The organism is Bacillus sp. SSR7 (genome assembly GCF_055902415.1).
The window spans coordinates 419,368-439,158 of the sequence record NZ_JBVVXV010000002.1 but is presented as its reverse complement, the minus strand read 5'-3'; the positions used below and the strand labels follow the sequence as shown (position 1 = coordinate 439,158).

The 19,791-nt window shown below is 35.3% G+C and carries 21 protein-coding genes and 1 riboswitch; of the genes, 10 read left to right on the top strand and 11 right to left on the bottom strand.

Translation table 11 applies throughout. From position 1 onward, the window contains the following. Positions 1–30: 30 nt before the first annotated feature. Entirely contained in the window at positions 31–894 is an 864-nt protein-coding gene (locus AC0NJG_RS06395) for a carbon-nitrogen family hydrolase (protein WP_474062929.1), read from the bottom strand. Positions 895–908: 14 nt separating this feature from the next. On the opposite strand from AC0NJG_RS06395, the gene AC0NJG_RS06390 reads away from it, so the two are divergent. The 6 genes from AC0NJG_RS06390 (at position 909) to AC0NJG_RS06365 (ending at position 5,930) form a co-directional block, all read left to right on the top strand. Next, positions 909–2,087 carry a pyridoxal phosphate-dependent aminotransferase gene (locus tag AC0NJG_RS06390; protein ID WP_087954407.1) on the top strand — a complete coding sequence of 393 codons (1,179 nt, stop codon included), beginning with the start codon at positions 909–911 and terminating at the stop codon, positions 2,085–2,087. Between the two features lie 64 nt (positions 2,088–2,151). Continuing rightward, positions 2,152–2,257, top strand: a riboswitch (SAM riboswitch). 64 nt (positions 2,258–2,321) lie between these two features. Then, the gene (gene mtnW, locus AC0NJG_RS06385) at positions 2,322–3,566 is read left to right on the top strand and encodes a 2,3-diketo-5-methylthiopentyl-1-phosphate enolase (RefSeq protein ID WP_087954406.1); all 1,245 of its coding nucleotides are present in this window, start codon (positions 2,322–2,324) and stop codon (positions 3,564–3,566) included. Continuing rightward, a complete protein-coding gene (locus AC0NJG_RS06380; protein WP_087954405.1) occupies positions 3,563–4,222 on the top strand; it encodes a 2-hydroxy-3-keto-5-methylthiopentenyl-1-phosphate phosphatase in 660 nt (219 codons plus the stop codon). Before mtnW ends, AC0NJG_RS06380 begins: the two co-directional genes overlap by 4 nt. Then, a complete protein-coding gene (locus AC0NJG_RS06375) occupies positions 4,219–4,857 on the top strand; it encodes a methylthioribulose 1-phosphate dehydratase (RefSeq protein ID WP_087954404.1) in 639 nt (212 codons plus the stop codon). Before AC0NJG_RS06380 ends, AC0NJG_RS06375 begins: the two co-directional genes overlap by 4 nt. Continuing rightward, a complete protein-coding gene (locus AC0NJG_RS06370; RefSeq protein WP_087954403.1) occupies positions 4,835–5,347 on the top strand; it encodes a cupin domain-containing protein in 513 nt (170 codons plus the stop codon). The genes AC0NJG_RS06375 and AC0NJG_RS06370 overlap by 23 nt, the downstream gene beginning before the upstream one ends. 307 nt (positions 5,348–5,654) lie before the next feature. Then, entirely contained in the window at positions 5,655–5,930 is a 276-nt protein-coding gene (locus AC0NJG_RS06365; RefSeq protein ID WP_087954402.1) for a hypothetical protein, read from the top strand. 42 nt (positions 5,931–5,972) lie between these two features. Here the strand turns inward: AC0NJG_RS06365 and AC0NJG_RS06360 are convergent, their stop codons facing one another. The 4 genes from AC0NJG_RS06360 to AC0NJG_RS06345 form a co-directional block, all read right to left on the bottom strand. Next, positions 5,973–6,305, bottom strand: a complete 333-nt coding sequence (locus AC0NJG_RS06360; protein WP_048550633.1) for a DUF3909 family protein — start codon at positions 6,303–6,305, stop codon at positions 5,973–5,975. Between the two features lie 5 nt (positions 6,306–6,310). Further along, positions 6,311–7,189 (bottom strand): NAD(P)-dependent oxidoreductase, encoded by an 879-nt coding sequence (locus AC0NJG_RS06355; protein WP_087954401.1) that lies wholly within the window; start codon positions 7,187–7,189, stop codon positions 6,311–6,313. Between the two features lie 4 nt (positions 7,190–7,193). After that, positions 7,194–8,333 carry a serine hydrolase domain-containing protein gene (locus tag AC0NJG_RS06350; protein WP_474062928.1) on the bottom strand — a complete coding sequence of 380 codons (1,140 nt, stop codon included), beginning with the start codon at positions 8,331–8,333 and terminating at the stop codon, positions 7,194–7,196. Between the two features lie 90 nt (positions 8,334–8,423). Then, complete coding sequence (locus AC0NJG_RS06345) at positions 8,424–9,716, bottom strand: GGDEF domain-containing protein (protein WP_140168694.1); 1,293 nt, start codon at positions 9,714–9,716, stop codon at positions 8,424–8,426. A gap of 330 nt (positions 9,717–10,046) precedes the next feature. On the opposite strand from AC0NJG_RS06345, the gene AC0NJG_RS06340 reads away from it, so the two are divergent. The 3 genes from AC0NJG_RS06340 (at position 10,047) to AC0NJG_RS06330 (ending at position 11,839) form a co-directional block, all read left to right on the top strand. Then, a complete protein-coding gene (locus AC0NJG_RS06340) occupies positions 10,047–10,664 on the top strand; it encodes a nitroreductase family protein (protein WP_087954399.1) in 618 nt (205 codons plus the stop codon). 394 nt (positions 10,665–11,058) lie between these two features. Then, a complete protein-coding gene (locus tag AC0NJG_RS06335) occupies positions 11,059–11,277 on the top strand; it encodes a hypothetical protein (protein WP_000100487.1) in 219 nt (72 codons plus the stop codon). 196 nt (positions 11,278–11,473) lie between these two features. After that, positions 11,474–11,839 carry a DUF3915 domain-containing protein gene (locus tag AC0NJG_RS06330; protein ID WP_000468015.1) on the top strand — a complete coding sequence of 122 codons (366 nt, stop codon included), beginning with the start codon at positions 11,474–11,476 and terminating at the stop codon, positions 11,837–11,839. Between the two features lie 97 nt (positions 11,840–11,936). Here AC0NJG_RS06330 and ptsP read toward each other — a convergent pair whose 3' ends face one another. The 4 genes from ptsP to glcT all read right to left on the bottom strand — a co-directional run bounded on the left by ptsP (position 11,937) and on the right by glcT (position 17,299). After that, the gene (gene ptsP / locus AC0NJG_RS06325; protein WP_000174221.1) at positions 11,937–13,649 is read right to left on the bottom strand and encodes a phosphoenolpyruvate--protein phosphotransferase; all 1,713 of its coding nucleotides are present in this window, start codon (positions 13,647–13,649) and stop codon (positions 11,937–11,939) included. Continuing rightward, positions 13,649–13,912: a phosphocarrier protein HPr gene (gene ptsH / locus AC0NJG_RS06320; RefSeq protein WP_000411079.1), complete on the bottom strand. Its 264-nt coding sequence runs from the start codon at positions 13,910–13,912 to the stop codon at positions 13,649–13,651. The genes ptsP and ptsH overlap by 1 nt, the downstream gene beginning before the upstream one ends. Before the next feature lie 135 nt (positions 13,913–14,047). Then, entirely contained in the window at positions 14,048–16,111 is a 2,064-nt protein-coding gene (gene ptsG / locus AC0NJG_RS06315) for a PTS glucose transporter subunit IIABC (protein WP_087954398.1), read from the bottom strand. Positions 16,112–16,450: 339 nt separating this feature from the next. Then, positions 16,451–17,299: a glucose PTS transporter transcription antiterminator GlcT gene (gene glcT, locus AC0NJG_RS06310; protein ID WP_087954397.1), complete on the bottom strand. Its 849-nt coding sequence runs from the start codon at positions 17,297–17,299 to the stop codon at positions 16,451–16,453. A 165-nt stretch (positions 17,300–17,464) separates the two neighbouring features. Here glcT and AC0NJG_RS06305 point away from each other — a divergent pair, with 165 nt between their 5' ends. Further along, positions 17,465–18,271 carry a Cof-type HAD-IIB family hydrolase gene (locus AC0NJG_RS06305; RefSeq protein WP_000594235.1) on the top strand — a complete coding sequence of 269 codons (807 nt, stop codon included), beginning with the start codon at positions 17,465–17,467 and terminating at the stop codon, positions 18,269–18,271. Between the two features lie 70 nt (positions 18,272–18,341). Here AC0NJG_RS06305 and phnF read toward each other — a convergent pair whose 3' ends face one another. Both phnF and nagB read right to left on the bottom strand, forming a co-directional pair. Beyond that, the gene (phnF, locus tag AC0NJG_RS06300) at positions 18,342–19,073 is read right to left on the bottom strand and encodes a phosphonate metabolism transcriptional regulator PhnF (RefSeq protein ID WP_002194085.1); all 732 of its coding nucleotides are present in this window, start codon (positions 19,071–19,073) and stop codon (positions 18,342–18,344) included. Beyond that, positions 19,003–19,791 carry a glucosamine-6-phosphate deaminase gene (nagB, locus tag AC0NJG_RS06295; RefSeq protein ID WP_474062927.1) on the bottom strand — a complete coding sequence of 263 codons (789 nt, stop codon included), beginning with the start codon at positions 19,789–19,791 and terminating at the stop codon, positions 19,003–19,005. Before nagB ends, phnF begins: the two co-directional genes overlap by 71 nt.

The window sequence follows — 19,791 nt, the reverse complement described above, 5'->3', positions numbered from 1 at the left end:
TACCAAGAATAAAAATCACTTGTCAACATTTTATTTGTATAATTCTGGACGTCGATCTGCAAAAACTGGAATTCCTTTGCGTACTTCTTTAATTTTCTCGAATGTAAGCTCGCCAAATAGAATTGATTCTTCTTCATTCGCTTCTACAACAACTTCGCCCCAAGGATCGACAATTAAAGAATGGCCGGCAAACTCATTATTTGGATCCTTCCCTGCCCTATTACATGCTACAACATAACACTGATTTTCAACTGCTCTTGCTTGTAATAATAAACGCCAATGCGCTAAACGAACGAATGGCCATTCAGCTACAACAAATAAAACTTTTGCACCTTTAGCAGTATGAACGCGCATCCACTCCGGAAAACGAATATCATAGCAAATGGTGCCGGCGCACTCTACATCATCTAACTTAAATTCACCAGTACTATTTCCAGCGATTAAATATTTATGTTCATCCATAAGCTGAAATAAATGCACTTTACTATATTCATTGACTAGTTCTCCTTTATTCGTTACAACATACATTGTATTTGTAACACCTTGCTCCGTTTGCTTTGCTATAGAACCACCAACAATATGTACACCATATTGTTTCGACCATTCTATCAACTTTTCTTTCGTTTCCAATCCATCCCTATCTGCAATTTCAGAGAGTCTCGTTAAATCATAACCTGTTGTCCATAGTTCTGGTAAGACGATAACATCTGGTCTTTCTTTCATCGCTTCGTTTATTTTATGTTTAGCATTCTCAATATTTTTTTCTACATCTCCAAAAACAATATCCATTTGAATACATGCGACTTTCATTTTGTCAGCCCCATCCTTAATTTTTTCTTTACAAAATACTGGAAAGATTATATCATTTGTCACTAGAATTGTAACAACTTTCAAAAGAGGTGGAAAGCATGAAATTATTTCAACCTTCTGAGATCGTAACATCATTGCCTACACAATTTTTCGCTTCACTTGTTGCAAAAGTTAACAAAGTCGTTGCAGCAGGGCACGATGTTATTAATCTAGGACAGGGTAATCCAGATCAACCAACACCACAGCATATCGTAAAAGCTTTACAAGATGCTGCTGCAAAAGCGATTCATCATAAATATCCGCCATTTCGCGGACATGAAAGTTTAAAAGAAGCTGTAGCAACATTCTATCAACGCGAATACGGCGTAAAATTAAATCCAAAAACGGAAGTTGCTATTTTATTCGGCGGAAAGGCTGGGTTAGTAGAATTACCAGTTTGTTTTACAAACCCTGGTGATACGATTCTCGTTCCAGATCCAGGTTATCCAGATTATTTATCAGGAGTTGCTTTAGCAAAAGCTCAGTTTGAAACAATGCCACTTATTGCAGAAAATAACTTTTTACCAGATTATACGAAAATTGATGACTCTATTGCCGAGCGTGCAAAATTAATGTTTTTAAACTATCCAAATAATCCTACAGGTGCTACTGCATCAAAAGATTTTTTTGATGCAACGATTCATTTTGCTAATAAACACAATATATTAGTTGTTCATGATTTCGCTTACGGTGCTATAGGGTTCGACGGTCAAAAGCCTGTTAGTTTCTTACAAGCAGACGGCGCCAAAGATACGGGAATTGAAATTTATACATTATCAAAAACTTTCAATATGGCTGGATGGCGTATTGCCTTTGCAGTAGGGAATGAAAGTGTGATTGAAACAATTAACTTATTACAAGATCATATGTATGTTAGTATTTTTGGTGCAGTTCAAGATGCTGCCCGCGAAGCATTATTAAGTTCACAGTCTTGCGTAGGAAACCTCGTAAATAGTTATGAATCTCGAAGAAACGCTCTTATTTCTGCTTGTCACTCGATTGGTTGGAATGTAGACATTCCAACCGGATCATTCTTTGCATGGCTTCCTGTTCCAAAAGGATATACATCTGAGCAATTTTCTGATATTTTACTAGAAAAAGCACACGTTGCAGTTGCTCCTGGTGTTGGATTTGGTGAGCATGGCGAAGGATACGTCCGTGTTGGTCTCTTGCATACAGAAGATAGATTACGAGAAGCCATTAATCGAATTGATAAATTAAATTTTTTCAAAAAGTAATTGACAACATGAAAAACATCTGACAAAATTCAGTTATCTTAAAAATTTAAACATTTCTAAATACTTCTTATCAAGAGCAGGTGGAGGGACGAGCCCGACGAAACCCGGCAACCGATCTACAATTGTAGACACGGTGCTAATTCTCGCAGCATTACGCTGACAGATAAGGAGCTGGTTGTAAAAAAACCTCTCCTTAGCTGAGAGGTTTTTTTATTTAACTAGGAGGTTATAACAATGAGCGGAATTATAGCGACGTATTTAATCCATGATGATTCACATAACTTAGAAAAAAAAGCTGAGCAAATTGCACTCGGTTTAACAATTGGCTCTTGGACTCATTTGCCACACTTATTGCAAGAACAATTAAAGCAGCATAAAGGCAGCGTCATTCATGTTGAGGAATTAGCTGAACATGAACATACCAATTCGTATTTACGTAAAAAAGTAAAACGCGGAATTATTAAAATCGAATATCCGTTATTAAATTTCAGTCCGGATTTACCAGCAATTTTAACGACTACATTTGGAAAGCTCTCACTTGATGGCGAAGTAAAATTAATTGACTTAACTTTTTCAGACGAATTAAAAAAACAGTTTCCTGGTCCAAAATTTGGGATAGATGGTATTCGAAATCTTTTACAAGTACATGATCGTCCCCTTTTAATGAGTATTTTTAAAGGAATGATTGGACGAAATATTGGGTATTTAAAAACGCAATTACGCGATCAAGCAATTGGTAGTGTAGATATCGTAAAAGATGATGAAATATTATTCGAAAATGCATTAACACCACTTACGAAACGCATCGTATCTGGAAAAGAAGTTTTACAATCCGTATATGAAACATACGGACATAAAACGTTATATGCCGTAAATTTAACAGGACGAACTTTTGATTTAAAAGAAAATGCGAAACGTGCAGTGCAAGCTGGAGCTGATATTCTATTATTTAACGTATTCTCTTACGGACTAGATGTACTACAATCACTTGCAGAAGATGATGAAATCCCGGTTCCTATTATGGCACACCCTGCTGTAAGTGGTGCTTATTCCGCATCCAAGTTATATGGAGTTTCATCTCCATTATTACTCGGGAAACTACTCCGTTATGCTGGGGCTGACTTTTCATTATTCCCATCTCCATACGGAAGTGTTGCGCTAGAAAAAGAGGAAGCTCTTGCTATCTCAAAATATTTAACTGAAGACGATGCATTTTTCAAAAAGAGCTTTTCTGTTCCGTCTGCTGGTATTCACCCTGGTTTCGTTCCCTTTATTGTACGAGATTTCGGTAAAGATGTTGTTATTAATGCTGGTGGCGGAATACATGGACATCCAAATGGGGCGCAGGGCGGCGGTAAAGCTTTCCGTGCTGCAATTGATGCTACTTTGCAAAATAAACCACTCCATGAAGTAGATGACATAAATTTGCATAGCGCACTACAAATATGGGGAAATCCCTCTCATGAGGTGAAATTATGAGTATTCAAGTATTTTGTGATTTCGATGGCACGATTACAAATAATGATAACATTATGTCCATTATGGAAAAATTTGCACCACCAGAAGCTGAAGAAGTAAAGAATAGAATTTTATCACAAGAGCTATCTATTCAAGAAGGTGTTTCTCAATTATTTCAATTCATACCTACTAATCTGCACGATGAGATTATTCAATTTTTAATAGAGACTGCTGAAATCCGTAGTGGTTTTCATGAGTTTATACAATTCGTAAAGGAAAATACCATTTCTTTTTACGTAATATCAGGTGGAATGGATTTCTTCGTCTATCCACTCTTACAAGGAATCATTCCAAAAGAGCAAATTTATTGTAATGAAACAGACTTTTCAGCAGAGTTTATTACAGTTAAATGGCCTCATTCTTGTGATGATCATTGTCAAAATCATTGCGGATTATGTAAATCATCATTAATCCGTAAATTAAGTGATACAAATGACTTTCATATTGTAATTGGAGATTCTATTACTGATTTACAAGCCGCGAAACAAGCTGATAAAGTGTTCGCTCGCGATTTTCTTATTACAATGTGTGAAGAAAATCATATTGCTTATACACCGTTTGAAACATTTCAAGATGTGCAAGCTGAATTAAAACATTTGTTGGAGGTGAAATTATGAAACAACTTTTTCGTCAATGGTATGACTTAAGCGAGATAAAAAAAGAATTAACAACACGCAATTGGTTTCCAGCAACGAGTGGTAATATTTCTATAAAGGTTAGTCATGAACCACTGACTTTTCTCATTACAGCAAGTGGTAAAGATAAAACAAAAACGACTCCAGATGATTTTCTATTAGTAGATCATCTAGGGATTCCCGTATTAGAAACTGAATTACGTCCTTCAGCAGAAACAATCTTGCATACACATATTTATAACCATACGAATGCTGGGTGCGTCCTTCATGTTCATACAACCGATAACAATGTTATCACAAATTTATATAGTGATGCAGTCACACTTCAAAATCAAGAAATTATTAAAGCTCTCGATATTTGGGAAGAAGGTGCAACAATAAACATTCCTATTATCGAAAACCATGCCCATATCCCAACGCTTGGAGAAAACTTCCGAAAGCATATACAAGGAGATTCGGGAGCAGTATTGATCCGTAACCATGGTATTACCGTATGGGGTCGAGATAGCTTTGATGCTAAGAAAAGATTAGAAGCTTATGAGTTTTTATTCCAATTTCATATAAAACTATTATCAATTCAAGGAGGCGTTTCTAATGGCGCAAATTCGTATTCATGAAGTAAATACTCGTATTGAAAATGAAGTGGAAGTATGTAAATTTCTACAAGAGGAAGGCGTTTTATATGAGAAATGGAACATCTCTAAGCTTCCTACTCATTTAAATGAAAGTTATTCTTTAACAGATGAAAACAAGGCTGAAATATTAGCTGTGTTTTCAAAAGAAATTGCTGATGTTTCATCACGCCGAGGTTATAAAGCACACGATGTAATTTCACTTTCAAATAGCACACCTAACCTTGACGAACTATTAATTAATTTCCAAAAAGAACACCATCATACTGATGATGAAGTTCGCTTTATTGTTAGTGGTCATGGCATCTTCGCCATTGAAGGAAAAGATGGGACATTTTTTGACGTTGAACTTGAGCCAGGCGATCTCATATCTGTTCCTGAAAATGCAAGACATTATTTTACCTTGCAAGATGATCGTCAAGTTGTAGCTATTCGTATTTTTGTTACAACTGAAGGCTGGGTTCCAATCTATTAAGGTAGTTAGTTGAATAAAAGGCCTTGGACCCCCTTTTCCAACCTTTTATTCACTCTACATATATACATCCTCCTATGGAGCAGGCTTATTTCAAAAAATGAAATAAGCCTGATTTTTTATCGTTCTAATCGTATTATTCCTTCCGTTCAGTACAATCTCTCCCTTCAATTTTTCAAGTGTATTTATTAATACTTTTTGAACATTTATTGAACTTTTTTTGAACTTTTTTCTGAAAATTCTGTTTTATATATGATATACTACAATTAACTAAGAAGGAAAAGAAAATCGCAAACAGAGGGGGAGAATCATGAGTTTACTTATCGCACTTATACTAGGAGTTATGTGTGGAGCACTTCCTGTTATTTTAGGAGCCATTATGGAAGAGTTAGAAGTTGGTGTTTTAGGTTTTGTTGCATCTTGTGTAAGCGCTTTACTTTTTGGTTTGTTCGGTGCTATTCCTGTTTCAATTCTCTGTGCATTTTATATAGTACGCCATGCTCGTGCAAAACAATTCGGTCCTAATCACATCGCGCAAGTTATTCCATTCCCAATCGAACGATGCCGCCGGGCTTCTAGCTTATAATTACAAAATTAAAAATAAATAAAAGTCCTCAAATGAGGACTTTTATTTATTTTCTTCTAGAAATTGAAACAATTCTTGTAGATGCAAAGCGTCTTCACTATAGCTAACAGATACATGATATATACCGTCAATCTCCGCTTCCATGTAAAGGTCAACTCCATCTCGATCATATTTCAATGCCAAATAAAATTCCATTTCTTCTAGCATCTTTTTTGAAGTTCGAATAACGTAATGCCCTTTCTCATCTCTTCCATATTCGAAATTCGGTTCAAAATCATATTTTTGTTTAAAAGCTTCTTTTTGTTTTTCATTAATTTGTATACATGTTGCTCTTTGTACAGTATCAATTATCTCATCAAATTTTTGAAGATCCATCTCATTTACCCCCTTACGTATTTTTTGTATAACACTTGTGTTCCGCTATTCTCTTCCCCATCTTTTATTAGCTCTTCATACAATTCCTTCGCCAAACTTAAACCTGGTACTGGTAATTGTAATTTTTCAGCCTCATCTAACGCAATCTTCATATCTTTCATAAAATGCTTTACATAAAACCCTGGTTCAAAATCTCCCTTTAGCATTCGAGGAGCCAAATTACTTAATGACCAGCTACCTGCAGCACCCGTTGAAATGCTCTCTAACACTTTATCTGGATCCAGTCCAGCTTTATTCGCGTAAGCAACAGCTTCACATACACCAATCATGTTGGAAGCGATCGCAATTTGATTGCACATTTTTGTATGTTGTCCACTCCCAGCTGCTCCTTGCAACTGAATATTTGTTCCTAACTTTTCAAATAACGGTAAACATCTATCATATATTTCTTTTTCTCCACCGACCATAATCGCGAGTCTTGCTTCTTTCGCACCAACATCTCCACCAGATACAGGCGCATCTAACGTATATATATTCTTACTTTTACCAGTTTCATTAATACGTTTTGCCAATGTTGGTGTAGATGTCGTGAAATCAATTGCTATCGTGCCTTCATTTGCATTCTCTAAAATTCCATCTATCCCAAAGTACACTTCTTCTACATCATGTGGATACCCAACCATAGTCATTACAACATCAACTTGCTTTACTAACTCTTTCGGTGTATCACACCAATTTGCACCATCTTGCACTAAAGAGTCTGTTTTCGATTTTGTTCTATTATATACATATACTGTATGACCGTCTTGCATGAAATGACGCACCATACTTTTTCCCATTACACCAATACCAATGAAACCAATTGATACATTTTTATGTTTCATTTTCTCATCCCCTTTGTTCTAATAAATCACTTACCATCTTTCGGAAATCTTTATTAAAGTCATCATCCATACTATTTTTCACATTTGAAAATAAAATAACAAAAGTGCCTTTTTCTTTATTAAAATTATTGAAAGTGTTCCAACCAGATAGTACACCATGATTATGAAAATAATCCGGATATATGTAAAAACTAAATGCATATTTTCGTTCTTTTGAAGGTGAAAACATCGCTTGTATACTTTGTTCAGAAAGAAGTTTTCCATTTATAATTGCTTCGTCTAATTTCTTCATATCTCCAACTGTCGTATACATCTCACCACAACCATATAGCCAATCCATGCCTAACTTCTGCGCCGGTACAAGCTCTTGATTTTTTTTCACATAACCCTTTGTAAAATTTTTATCTCCAGGTACCATATTTCCCATACCAGATTCATGCATATCTGCTTTTACAAATATATTTTCTTTTATGTAATCTCCTAAAGGTTTTTTCGATATATGTTCTATTATATAGGCAAGAACCATATAATTATAATCTGTATATCTCCAACCTGTTCCTGCAGGAAATTCTAAATTTTGACGTCCAATCCAATTAATTAACAGTAAACGGGAAGCAGCATTAACATTGCCTTTTGCGTGTTCAGGTAAACCAGAGGTATGCGTTAATAAATGATATAACGTAATATTTTTATTCTCCGGAAATGAAGGAATATATTTATTCACATTATCTTGAATATTTAGCTTCCCTTGATCCTGCAGTTGTAAAATAGATGTAGCCACAACTGTTTTCGTAATAGAACCAATACGATATTTTGTGTGAGGCGTATTTTCTATTTTATTTTGAACATCAGCATACCCATATCCTTTATTCAATATAACATGCTCTTTATCTGTTACCAAAACTGTTCCATTGAATTGCTTTCCGACTAAATATTGATCTAATTTTTGAGATATGCTAGCATAATCAATTTGCTTTTCTTTTTTTTCTTCTTCTATATTCTCTTGCACTTCTGATTCAACAGCAGGATTCACCTTAGTTATTAATTCTTTACTTTCCTTTATATTAGGATTATAGAGAAAATAGTATACTCCTCCACAAACTACAGCACATATTGAAACTATCATCATTATTTTTTTCATCATATTGTTCCTCCATAATTCCTTCGTTCAAAATCCCTCCTACACTCTATTATCAAGTAATAAAAAAAAATCGCAACAATTTGTTGCGAAAAATCACTTTTTTTCTTTTCTATATACACACACTTGATTTTTCCCATTTTTTTTCGCTTCATATAATGCAATATCCGCTCGTTGCATTAATTCTTCTCTTGTAATCCCTTTTTCATATAATGCAACTCCAAAGCTCGCTGTTAATTTCGAAATTCCTGAGAATTGCTTTGTTTCAATGAAAAATCGTAATGACTCCGCAACTTGAAATGCTTCTTTTTCTACTGTATTCGTTACTAAAATAATAAATTCTTCTCCTCCCCACCTAGCAAATACATGTTGCTGCTCCACTTTAGATTTCATGAGCTCTGCAAGCTCAATTAATGCTAAGTCACCAAAATCATGGCCATATGTGTCATTTACTGCTTTAAAATTATCTATATCAAACAAAATAAGTGCTATGTTTTCATTATTACGCATCGCATTATCCCATTCTGCCTCGAGTATTTTTTGGAATTTCAAACGATTATAAATCTCTGTTAACGAATCTATCATAGCAAGTCTTTCTTGTTCTTGATAGATTTCATCTAATTCGGTAATCTCTGTACACTTCACAATAAATCTTGATAAATCTTCTGGCAATGGTGTCGCACGCAATAAAAAAGTTGACACTTCCCCTTCATAGTTGGACATCTTAATTCTTCTATCATATGATAATGTATCATCTAACCATGTTATATCATGAGTTGTTGAATAGTATCCATTTTCTCTAATAAGATGTTCAGCAAATACTAAATGTTGCTCACGATAAGCAAACAAATTTTCATATCCGAAAAACTCTAAAAAATTTGTATTACAATCAACAATCTCATCGTCTTCTACTATAAACAATAGATCATTTCGAAAATCAAACATCGTTTGAAGTAGTTCTTGTTGCAAACTTACTTGCCGCACTAAAGAAAGCTGATATAAACTTTTATTCACTTCCTCTAACACCATTTGCGGAGTCACAGGGGCTATCACAATATTACGTATTCCTAACGTAAGCACCTCTGCAAACTCACTTGTTATTTGTTGATCCCAAATGACAATAAATGTACTCTGCGTGTTATACATATTCTTTATATATTTTATTTGAGAAAAATCTGTTACATACATAATTATAATATGTGGTTTAGTCCTCTGAAATAATACTTCTCCTTCTTCAAAACTATTTGCTATAAACATACATTTTGGATGGATATTTTCTATCGTTTGTTGATGTGTGCATCCATTTTCTATATAAAGGACATTTAACTGAAGATCTTGTAATACATTTTGGAAAACCGTATTCTCTAATAAAAAATGTAGTATGTTCATCACTAGTCTTCACTCACTTCATATATCTTGTTCTACTGAATTCCTCACAAACATTTTATAAAAACCGTTCTCTAAAAATTTTAATGAGTGAGGGATACATGTTAACAAGCTAATTGAGAATGTTCTCTTCGTTTTTCACTCTATAAATTCCTTTTTTAGTGTATGATTATAGGAATTGTATCGTTTGTATGAATGCCCTAGCTTCCGCTTTAAAACTTGACAATTAAAATAAAGATATTATATTCTTAAATTCGACAACTTACAAAATGTAAGTAGAATATATTACATTTGTTTTTTTCATAATTTGATATGTAATTTGGAGGATATATAATGACAAACGAAAACTTTTTTAATGTTCTATATGAACGCACATCTACACGTGCATTCAACCCAGAGAAAGAAATTTCATCTACAGAGTTACACGAGATTTTAAAGGGAGCTGCTCAAGCACCTTCTGCTTGGAACTTACAGCACTGGAAATTCCTCGTATTCCAAGGTGAAGATGTACAGAAACGATTACATCCAATTGCTTATAACCAACAACAAATTCTTGATGCTTCTGCTGTAGTCGCTATTTTAGGTGATTTAGAAGCTTATAAAAATGTTGAACAAGTTTATGGTCCAATTGTAGAACAAGGATTTATGAAAGAAGAAGCAAAAGAGCGCTTAGCTAAAAATATTGAGTCTGCATATGCCCGTGAGCAATTCCCAAGAGATGCAGCCTTTTCAAATGCATCTTTAGCAGCAATGCAACTTATGCTTGCAGCTAAAGCAACTGGCTGGGATACTTGTGCGATTGGTGGTTTTAACCCACAAGCACTTGCAGAAGAATTCAATGTTTCATCTCGCTACGTACCAATTATGCTTATTACAATTGGTGAATCAACTTTAAAAGGTCACCCTGCACCACGAATGAGCGTAGAACAAGTGAGTGAATGGGCAAAATAATAAAGTGAAACTTGAATCAGTGGGGGGGTTTGTGCATCCCCCACCTAACTTCTTTGCTTCCGCTGAATTTTGAGGTGGGGGTCTTACTGCCCGCAAATAGCGGAATAAAATGAAGCTTTAATCAATATGAGGGTCTTATTTCCCTTTCATACGAATAAAAAAGAAACGAAGGTAATTTCATTACCTTCGTTTCTTTTTTATTCTGTCACACATCCGTAATACTAGAATGTATGATTCGACATCCGGACATAAAAAACAGTAAATTTCATGCTATTCGTATACACATAAATGACGTTTCGTGTCGAATTTTGTTAAAGTATCGAAATATAACCGTGTGTTTTTGTTACAATTATGATACAATGATAACAAATAGATAACAAGAGAGGGATTTTCATTGAGTTCATACGGAAGCTTTATTGCACTTTTATGTTACATAGTAACTGTACTGCTTCTATATTTTATTGGCGATGCTGCAAATATTTCAGTTTTACAATTTCCAAAAGAAGAAGCATTCCAATTAGAATCAGAAAAACATACTGCACGATCCATTGTACCGCTACTGTTAGCTCTTCCTGTATATATCATCGTTTTATATAAAAGCAAAAAAGTGTAAAGGCTACCTATTTCATTCATTTCGGTGGTCTTTGCACTTTTTTGTGATATCTATCCTATTTTAAACATCATTCCGTAATAAACACCCAGCTAGTCTTTTAAAATGAGAAATTCCCCTAGAAAAAATTCCACTCTCTGTCCAGTCACTCACTACCGAACTTACATAGATTATAAGTGTGAAGGGGGTGATGAGGATTATGTTTGGATCATTTGGATGCTGTGATAACTTTAGAGACTGTCATCATCATGAAAGAGAGTGCAGACATCATGAGAAAGAGAAAGAGAGAGAAGTAGTTAGACCACAACAACCAGCTGTATGTAACGTACTTGCTAACATTTCAGTTGGAACAGAGCTTTCTCTTTTAAGCATTAGAGGTAATGGCACTTTCAACAATGTAATTTTTGAAGGTTTCGCTAACGGTGTTGCTCTTTTCTCTGCTTTAGCTCGTAATAACAAAGACAACAAAGATAACAATAAAGACGATAAGAACAATCAAAACCGTAATACTTTTACTGGTATTTTACGTGTATGCCCAACTGATATCGTTGCTATCGCTATCTAATTCTGTTCCTTATCCTCTATAGTAAAAAAATAAGATTTACTTTTCTCATAGAAAAAACCTGAGACCGATTTCAAATCGACTCAGGTTTTTTTATTGATTATATGCTTTTAACTAGTTCAACAACTTCTTCAGCAGTTGACATCATTAATGCTTTTTCTGCTAATGTTTCCATTTCTGCTTTTGACAACTTGCTTAGTTGTGTTCTTGCAGGAAGAATAGATGTTGCACTCATACTGAACTCATCTAAACCTAATCCTAATAATAATGGGATAGCAAGTGAATCGCCCGCCATCTCACCACACATACCAGCCCATTTGCCTTCTTTATGAGCAGCATCGATAACCATTTTTACAAGACGTAAAATAGATGGGTTATATGGTTGGTATAAGTAAGATACTTGTTCGTTCATACGGTCTGCAGCCATTGTGTATTGAATTAAGTCGTTTGTTCCGATAGAGAAGAAATCAACTTCTTTTGCGAATTGATCTGCTAATACGGCTGAAGCTGGAATTTCAACCATCATACCAACTTCAATAGAATCAGAAACAGTTGTACCCGCTTCTACAAGTTTCGCTTTTTCTTCTAATAAGATTGCTTTCGCTTGACGGAACTCATCAAGAGTTGCAATCATTGGGAACATAATTTTTAAGTTACCGTATACGCTAGCACGAAGTAATGCACGAAGTTGTGTACGGAACACATCTTGCTCATCAAGACATAAGCGAATTGCACGGTATCCTAAGAATGGGTTCATTTCTTTTGGTAAATGTAAGTATGGAAGCTCTTTATCTCCACCGATGTCAAGTGTACGAACAACAACAGGTTGACCTTCTTTTACACCTTCAAGAACTGCTTTATACGCTTCGAACTGCTCTTCTTCTGTTGGAAGATTGTCACGGCCCATGTATAAGAATTCTGTACGGTATAAACCAACGCCTTCTCCGCCATTATCGATAATACCTTGTACATCATTTGGTGTTCCGATATTTGCAACAAGCTCAACGTGATGTCCATCACTTGTTACAGTAGCTTGGTCTTTTAATTTTGCCCATTCAGCTTTTTGCTCTTCAAATTTCGCTTTCTTTTCTTCAAACGAGCGAAGAGTTTCTTCTGATGGATTAACAATTACTTCTCCATCTAAACCATCGATGATTACGATATCGCCGTTTTGGATTTTCTCCATAACAACTTTCGTACCAACAACAGCTGGAATTTCCATAGAACGAGCCATAATTGCAGAGTGAGATGTACGTCCACCGATATCAGTTGTAAAACCTTTTGCATACTTACGGTTTAACTGAGCTGTATCAGATGGTGTTAAATCTTCAGCAATAATGATTACTTCTTCAGAAATTGTACCAGGATTTGAGAAGTTAATGCCTAGTAAATGTGCAAGAACACGTTTTGTTACGTCACGAATGTCCGCAGCACGTTCTTTCATATATTCGTTATCCATGTTTTCAAACATAGAAATAAACATTGATGCAACTTCATCCATTGCAAATTCAGCATTTACTTTTTCACTATTTACTTTATCTTTTACTGGGTTTACTAGTTCTGGATCATTTAACACTAATAAATGTGCTTCAAAGATCGCAGCTTTGTCAGCACCTAGCTCAGCAAAAGCGTGGTCCTTAATAGCTTCTAATTCAGTTTTTGCTTTCTCAAGCGCAGCTTCTAAGCGTGCAATTTCTGCAGCTTCGTTTGTAATTGATTTCTTTTCGATGTTAAATTCAGGATTTTCAAGTCTGAAAGCCTTTGCAATAGCAATCCCACTTGATGCAGCGATCCCTTGAATGTTAAGAGTCATTATTCTCCTAATCCTTCGTTTTTCATAGTTTCTTCGATAGCTGCTAGTGCTTGAGCTGCATCATCACCATTTGCAGTGATTTTAATTTCCGCGCCTTGTTGAATACCTAAAGACATAACGCCCATGATTGATTTTAAGTTAACGTTCTTTCCGTTATACTCTAAGTTAATGTCAGAACCAAATTTGCTTGCAGTGTTTACAAGTAGAGTTGCTGGACGAGCATGAATTCCTGAGTCGCTAGTTACTTTAAAGATTTTTTCCATGATAATTTATCTCCTTTAAATTACAGTATTTTTTAGTTGTATAGACGTGAGTACTACATCATCTATTGTATATAATAGGCGATGTCCGGTCAACCACATCGCCTATTATAATTATAAACATTTTGCGTCAAATTCCTACTGAATGTCAATAATAGCGTTTTCGCCCTTCTTAACATTTCCATCTTTTTTCAATTCGACTTGTTGCCCTTGTTGTAAATTCGTAAATACAATTGGTGTAATGATAGATGGTGCATTTTCTTTTACAAATGCAAGATCTACTTTTAATAATGGTTGTCCTTGTTTCACTTTGTCACCTTGTGCTACAAGTGCTTCAAAACCTTCACCATTTAATTTTACAGTATCAATACCGAAGTGGATTAAAATTTCTTTTCCACCTTCAGATTGAATACCAATTGCATGCTTTGTAGGGAATACGTTGACAATTTCACCGTTAACTGGAGAAACTACTGTTCCTTCTGTTGGCTCAATCGCAAATCCGTCTCCCATCATTTTTCCTGAGAATACTTGATCAGGCACTTCTGTAATTGGTAGGATTTTCCCTTCAATTGGTGAAACGATCGTTTCATTTTCATCAACTTTTTGAGGAGCTTCTTCTACTTTTACAGGCTCTTCTTTTTCAACATGAGGTGTACGACCTGACATAATATCATGAATTTGTGATTTTAGTGTGTCAGATTTCGGTCCGAAAATAGCTTGAATGTTATTTCCAACTTCAAGTACACCAGCTGCTCCAAGCTCTTTTAAGCGATCTTTGTTTACATTCTTTTGTTCGTTAACTTGAACACGTAAACGAGTAATACAAGCGTCTAAAGAAGCAATGTTTTCTTTACCACCAAGTGCTACTAATACTTCACGAGGAAGTTCACCAGCTTCTGCTTTTCCTGCACCTTCATTCGCATTTGTAACTTCACGACCAGGTGTTTTTAAATCCCATTTACGGATTGCAAATCGGAATCCGAAGTAGTAAATAACTGCTAGTACAAGACCAACAATAATTACCCACCACCATGCCGTACGGCCTGGTAGTACACCGAATAATAGGAAGTCAATTAAACCACCAGAGAATGTCATACCAATTTTAACACCTAAAATTTGCATTGTCATAAATGATAGACCAGCGAATACTGCGTGAATTCCGAATAATACTGGTGCTACGAATAAGAATGAAAATTCAAGTGGCTCTGTAATACCTGTTAAGAAAGATGTTAATGCAGCAGAACCTAAAATACCAGCTGCTAATTTTTTGTTTTCTGGACGTGCTTCATGGTACATTGCTAAAGCTGCTGCTGGAAGACCGAACATCATGAACGGATACTTACCAGTTGTAAATGTACCTGCTGTTAATTCTACACCGTCTTTTAACTGTGCCATAAAGATTTTTTGGTCACCACGAATTAATTCGCCAGCCGCATTTGTATACTGACCGAATTCGAACCAGAACGGTGAATAGAAAATGTGATGTAATCCAAATGGAATTAATGAGCGTTCAATTAAACCGAAAATAAATGCTGCTAGCGTTCTATTTGCATCAATCATTTGATGTGAGAACGTATTTAAGCCACCTTGAATGTATGGCCAAACGAAGCACATGATAATACCTACTATTAAAGAGAATGTTGCAGTTGCGATCGGTACGAAACGCTTACCTGCAAAGAAACCTAAGTATGATGGTAATTCAATGTTGAAGTATTTATTGTAACAATATGCCGCTACTATCCCGACGATAATACCACCAAACACTCCAGTTTGTAGCGTTGGAATTCCTAATACGTTTGCATACGCTGGATCTGCAAATCCAATTTTTACTGGGTCTGCTCCAGAACTTGTTACTTTCACTAGCTTATCTACTTCTAAGAACACACTCATCGTTTTGTTCATAATTAAGTAGCCGACGAATGCTGCTAAACCAGCTACTCCGTCTCCACCAGCTAAACCTATTGCTACCCCAACTGCGAATAGTAATGCAAGGTTAGCGAAAATAATATCACCAGATTGTTCCATAATTTTTGCTACCATTACGAACCAATCTGCTTTTAAAGCAGGAATAACATTTGTTAACTGTGGATTTTGAAATGCATTACCAAATCCAAGTAAAATACCTGCTGCCGGTAAAATCGCTACTGGAAGCATAAGCGCTTTTCCGACTTTTTGAAGAACACCAAAGATCTTCTTAAACATGGAAACCCTTCCTCTCTTATCTATATTGATACCTTCCGACAAACGCCAAAAAGGCATGAGGAAAAAAAGATAGAACGATAGCTATACAAAGGGTAGTATATCCCTTTCTCTAGCTTACATTCCTTACTTTTCTCCACTCATGCCTGATCGAATCAGTAACACGTGTCAAAAATAGGTTTACGTATAAGTTCACTATAATTAAGGCAAACGTTTTCGTTTTATACCTTAATGTGTTTGTCGAAATTTGTATAACTTTGCAATAGTTATTATACATAACTATTGTAAGCGATTCAATGATTTTTTTTAACGTTTTCATTTTAGACAAAAATATAGGGCTTTTTACACATGCTCTGCCTTCACTAAGCGCTGCAGGTGCATCGTTAAATATATACTCTCTGCTTCATAAACAGGAAGTTGCAGCTCTTTTTGCATGACCTTAACTAGCTTCCAAGCTAAATTATAACAGACAGGATATTCCGCCTTTAATAAATCAGCAAAACTTTGTGATTCCTCTACTTTCTCCCCTTTTTTCACCCGTTCAATAGCATACTGCAAATGACGAATAAGGCGTAAATAGTGAATACTTTCTTGGTCTAATGTAATTTGTAAGTTTGTCTCAATTAAAGATACAAGCTGTGCAATGAGACGAGAGTTTTGATTAACTGAAGATAAATCTGAATTTGTAAGTGAACTGTAAATATGGAGTGCAATAAACCCAATTTCTCCTTCTGGCAATGTAATTTGCAAACGAGAATTTAAAAGGTTTACAACACCTTCAGCAATTTCATACTCTTCTGGATAGAGCATTTTCGTTTCAACTAAAAAAGGATTATCAATTGTAAGTCCTTGTTTTAAACGCTTAATTGCAAAAGAAATATGATCTGTTAAAGCGATATGAATATGTTCATTCAATGGCGATTTTGCTTTTTCTTGAATATAGAACATAATATCATTCATTAATTCAATTAATTTTTCACTCACATGTGGAACGAGCAGTTTGTATTGTTCACGATCACGTTCATTTTTTAGAACAAACATTTTTTCAATTTGTTCTTGCTCCAATACATCTTTCGCTTTTTTCCCAAATCCAATTCCTTTACCAATCACTACTACTTCCTCATGTTCAGGATGGCTAGCAATGATGACATTATTATTTAAAACTTTTTTAATTTCTAGATAATTACTCATATAACACCACCCTCGTACTTAAATAGCCTGCTTTTATGTTACAGAACATTCTTCTTTGTCGTCAATGTAAAACATCTACCATTTCATAAAAATTCATTTTTTAGACATGTTTATATATGATGCGTATAATGTAAGAGCAACTGTACATAGAAAGGAGATAGCAACATGATTAAAATGTTTGTAAGTGATATCGACGGTACAATGATGCAACACGGAGGTTTAATTGACGAACAGGATATTGTAGCACTTCGTAGTCTTGCTGAACAAAATGTGATTCTTTGTTTCGCTTCTGGCCGACTTGATAATGAAATTGCAGACTTAATGAAAGCTGTAAATACAAATTTCCACCGCATTAGTGTTAATGGTGTTTTTGTATATACAAATGAAAATAAGCAGCTATTATCTGCAACTTTTGATTCCAGCATTCTTCCTGAGTTGTTACACATGACGAATGAAGATCCTTATTTCCGTTATGTTAGTGATGAACATAATTACTACATTGAAGAAAAAACACCGTTTATTCATGAACTTGAGCAACAAGTAACGATGACTTCTGTCGAAGAACCAAATTTATTACAGAAAATAGATGATACAATTTTCCCGAATAAAATTTCTGTCGGTGGAACAAAGGAGAGCTTACAACTCCTTCAGAAAAAAATTGATGAAAAATTTCATGGAAAAGTTAGTACGTTCATTTCAGCAGAACAATGCTTAGATGTAATGCCACCTAATATTAGTAAAGGTTCTGCTATTTCTGTTTTATTAAAAGAGTTTCAATTACAACCAGAGGAAGTTGCTTGCATAGGGGATTCTTATAATGATATTCCAATGTTTGCTTTAACTCCTCACAGTTTTGCTATGGCTCAAGCAGATGACGCAGTAAAAGAACACGCTCACTATGTAGTAAATACAGTTAAAGATGCTGTTAACCACGTAATTGCTCATAATAAAAATACGACTCACTCCTTGTAAGGATGAGTCGTATTTTTTCTTTACATGTTAAACAATTTGACATTTACTGTACTTCACAAACTGAAATATATTATTTGTTACGTGCGATGTTTGTAATAAACTTATAACGATCTCCACGATAAATACATTTCACATACTCTAACGGTACTTCACCTTCTGAATATGACCATTGACGCATGACAAGCACTGGCGCCTTTTTAGGAATATGCAGATGTTCCGCTTCATTATCCGTTGCAATTGAAGCTTCAATTGATTGAGTAGCGCTAACAAGTTTGAAGCCCAGTTTTTTCTCTAAATGTTCATATAAAGATTGTTGCAATATTTCTTCGTTAATATCTTTTACAAGAGCTGGCGACAAATATGTCGTCTCAAAAGCAATCGGTTCATCATCAGCTAAGCGAATACGCCTCACTTCATAAACCGACTCTCCCTCCTGTATTCTCAGCCGGTCTGCTATTTTCGCAGTAGCTGGAACTAGGCGGAAACTTAATAATTGACTACTTGGGTTCATCCCACGAGAAATCATATCTTCTGTGAATCCTGTCATTCCTTGCAATTTTTGTTCCACTTTCGGAAGTTGGACAAACGTACCGATTCCACGTTTCCGATATAAATAACCTTGTTCCACTAAATTATTAATCGCCTGTCTGATTGTCATACGACTCACTTCGAACTTATCGCAAAGTTCATTCTCAGATGGGATTTTATCTCCCGGCTTCCATTCGCCGTCCTCAATTAGCTGTTTCACCCACTCTTGAATCTGATAATAGATCGGAAATGGTGAATACTTGTCGATGTTCATCAGCAATCGCCTCACTGCATAAAGATAGAGCTTCTTGATCAGCGATTACGGTTACATTCGGATGACGTTGTAAAACTGTAGCAGGACACGCTTCACTATATGCACCTTGCAATAATTCTTTAACCGCTTCTGCCTTTTTAGAACCCATAGCAACAAGTAGAATTTGTTTCGCTTTCATAATGCTCCCAATTCCCATTGTAATTGCATGAGTTGGCACATCTTCTTCTTTTTCGAAGAAGCGAAGGTTTGCTTGGCGTGTAGATTCTGTTAATTCAACAATGTTTGTTGGAGAATTAAACGGTGTTCCTGGTTCGTTAAATCCGATGTGACCGTTTTCACCGATTCCAAGAATCTGTAGGTCAACTGGGTTAGCAGCTAGAATGCCCTCGTAACGTTTGCACTCTTCCTCTAAATCACTTGCCATCCCGTTTGGTACATAAGTTTGTTTAAATAGAAGATGATCAAACAACTGTTCTTGCATGAAATAGTGATAGCTGTTTTTATCTTCATGTGGTAAATTTACGTACTCATCTAAGTTTACAGTGGTTACACGGCTTGTATCAAGTTTATTTTTTCGCATTTCTGCATAAATACCTAATGGAGAGCTTCCTGTAGCCATTCCTAATGTTGGATTTTCTTTTGTTTTTACAACTTCTTCAATTAATTTATAACCTGCTTCTGCTAGTTCTTCTGGAGTTTTTACAACAAGAATATTCAT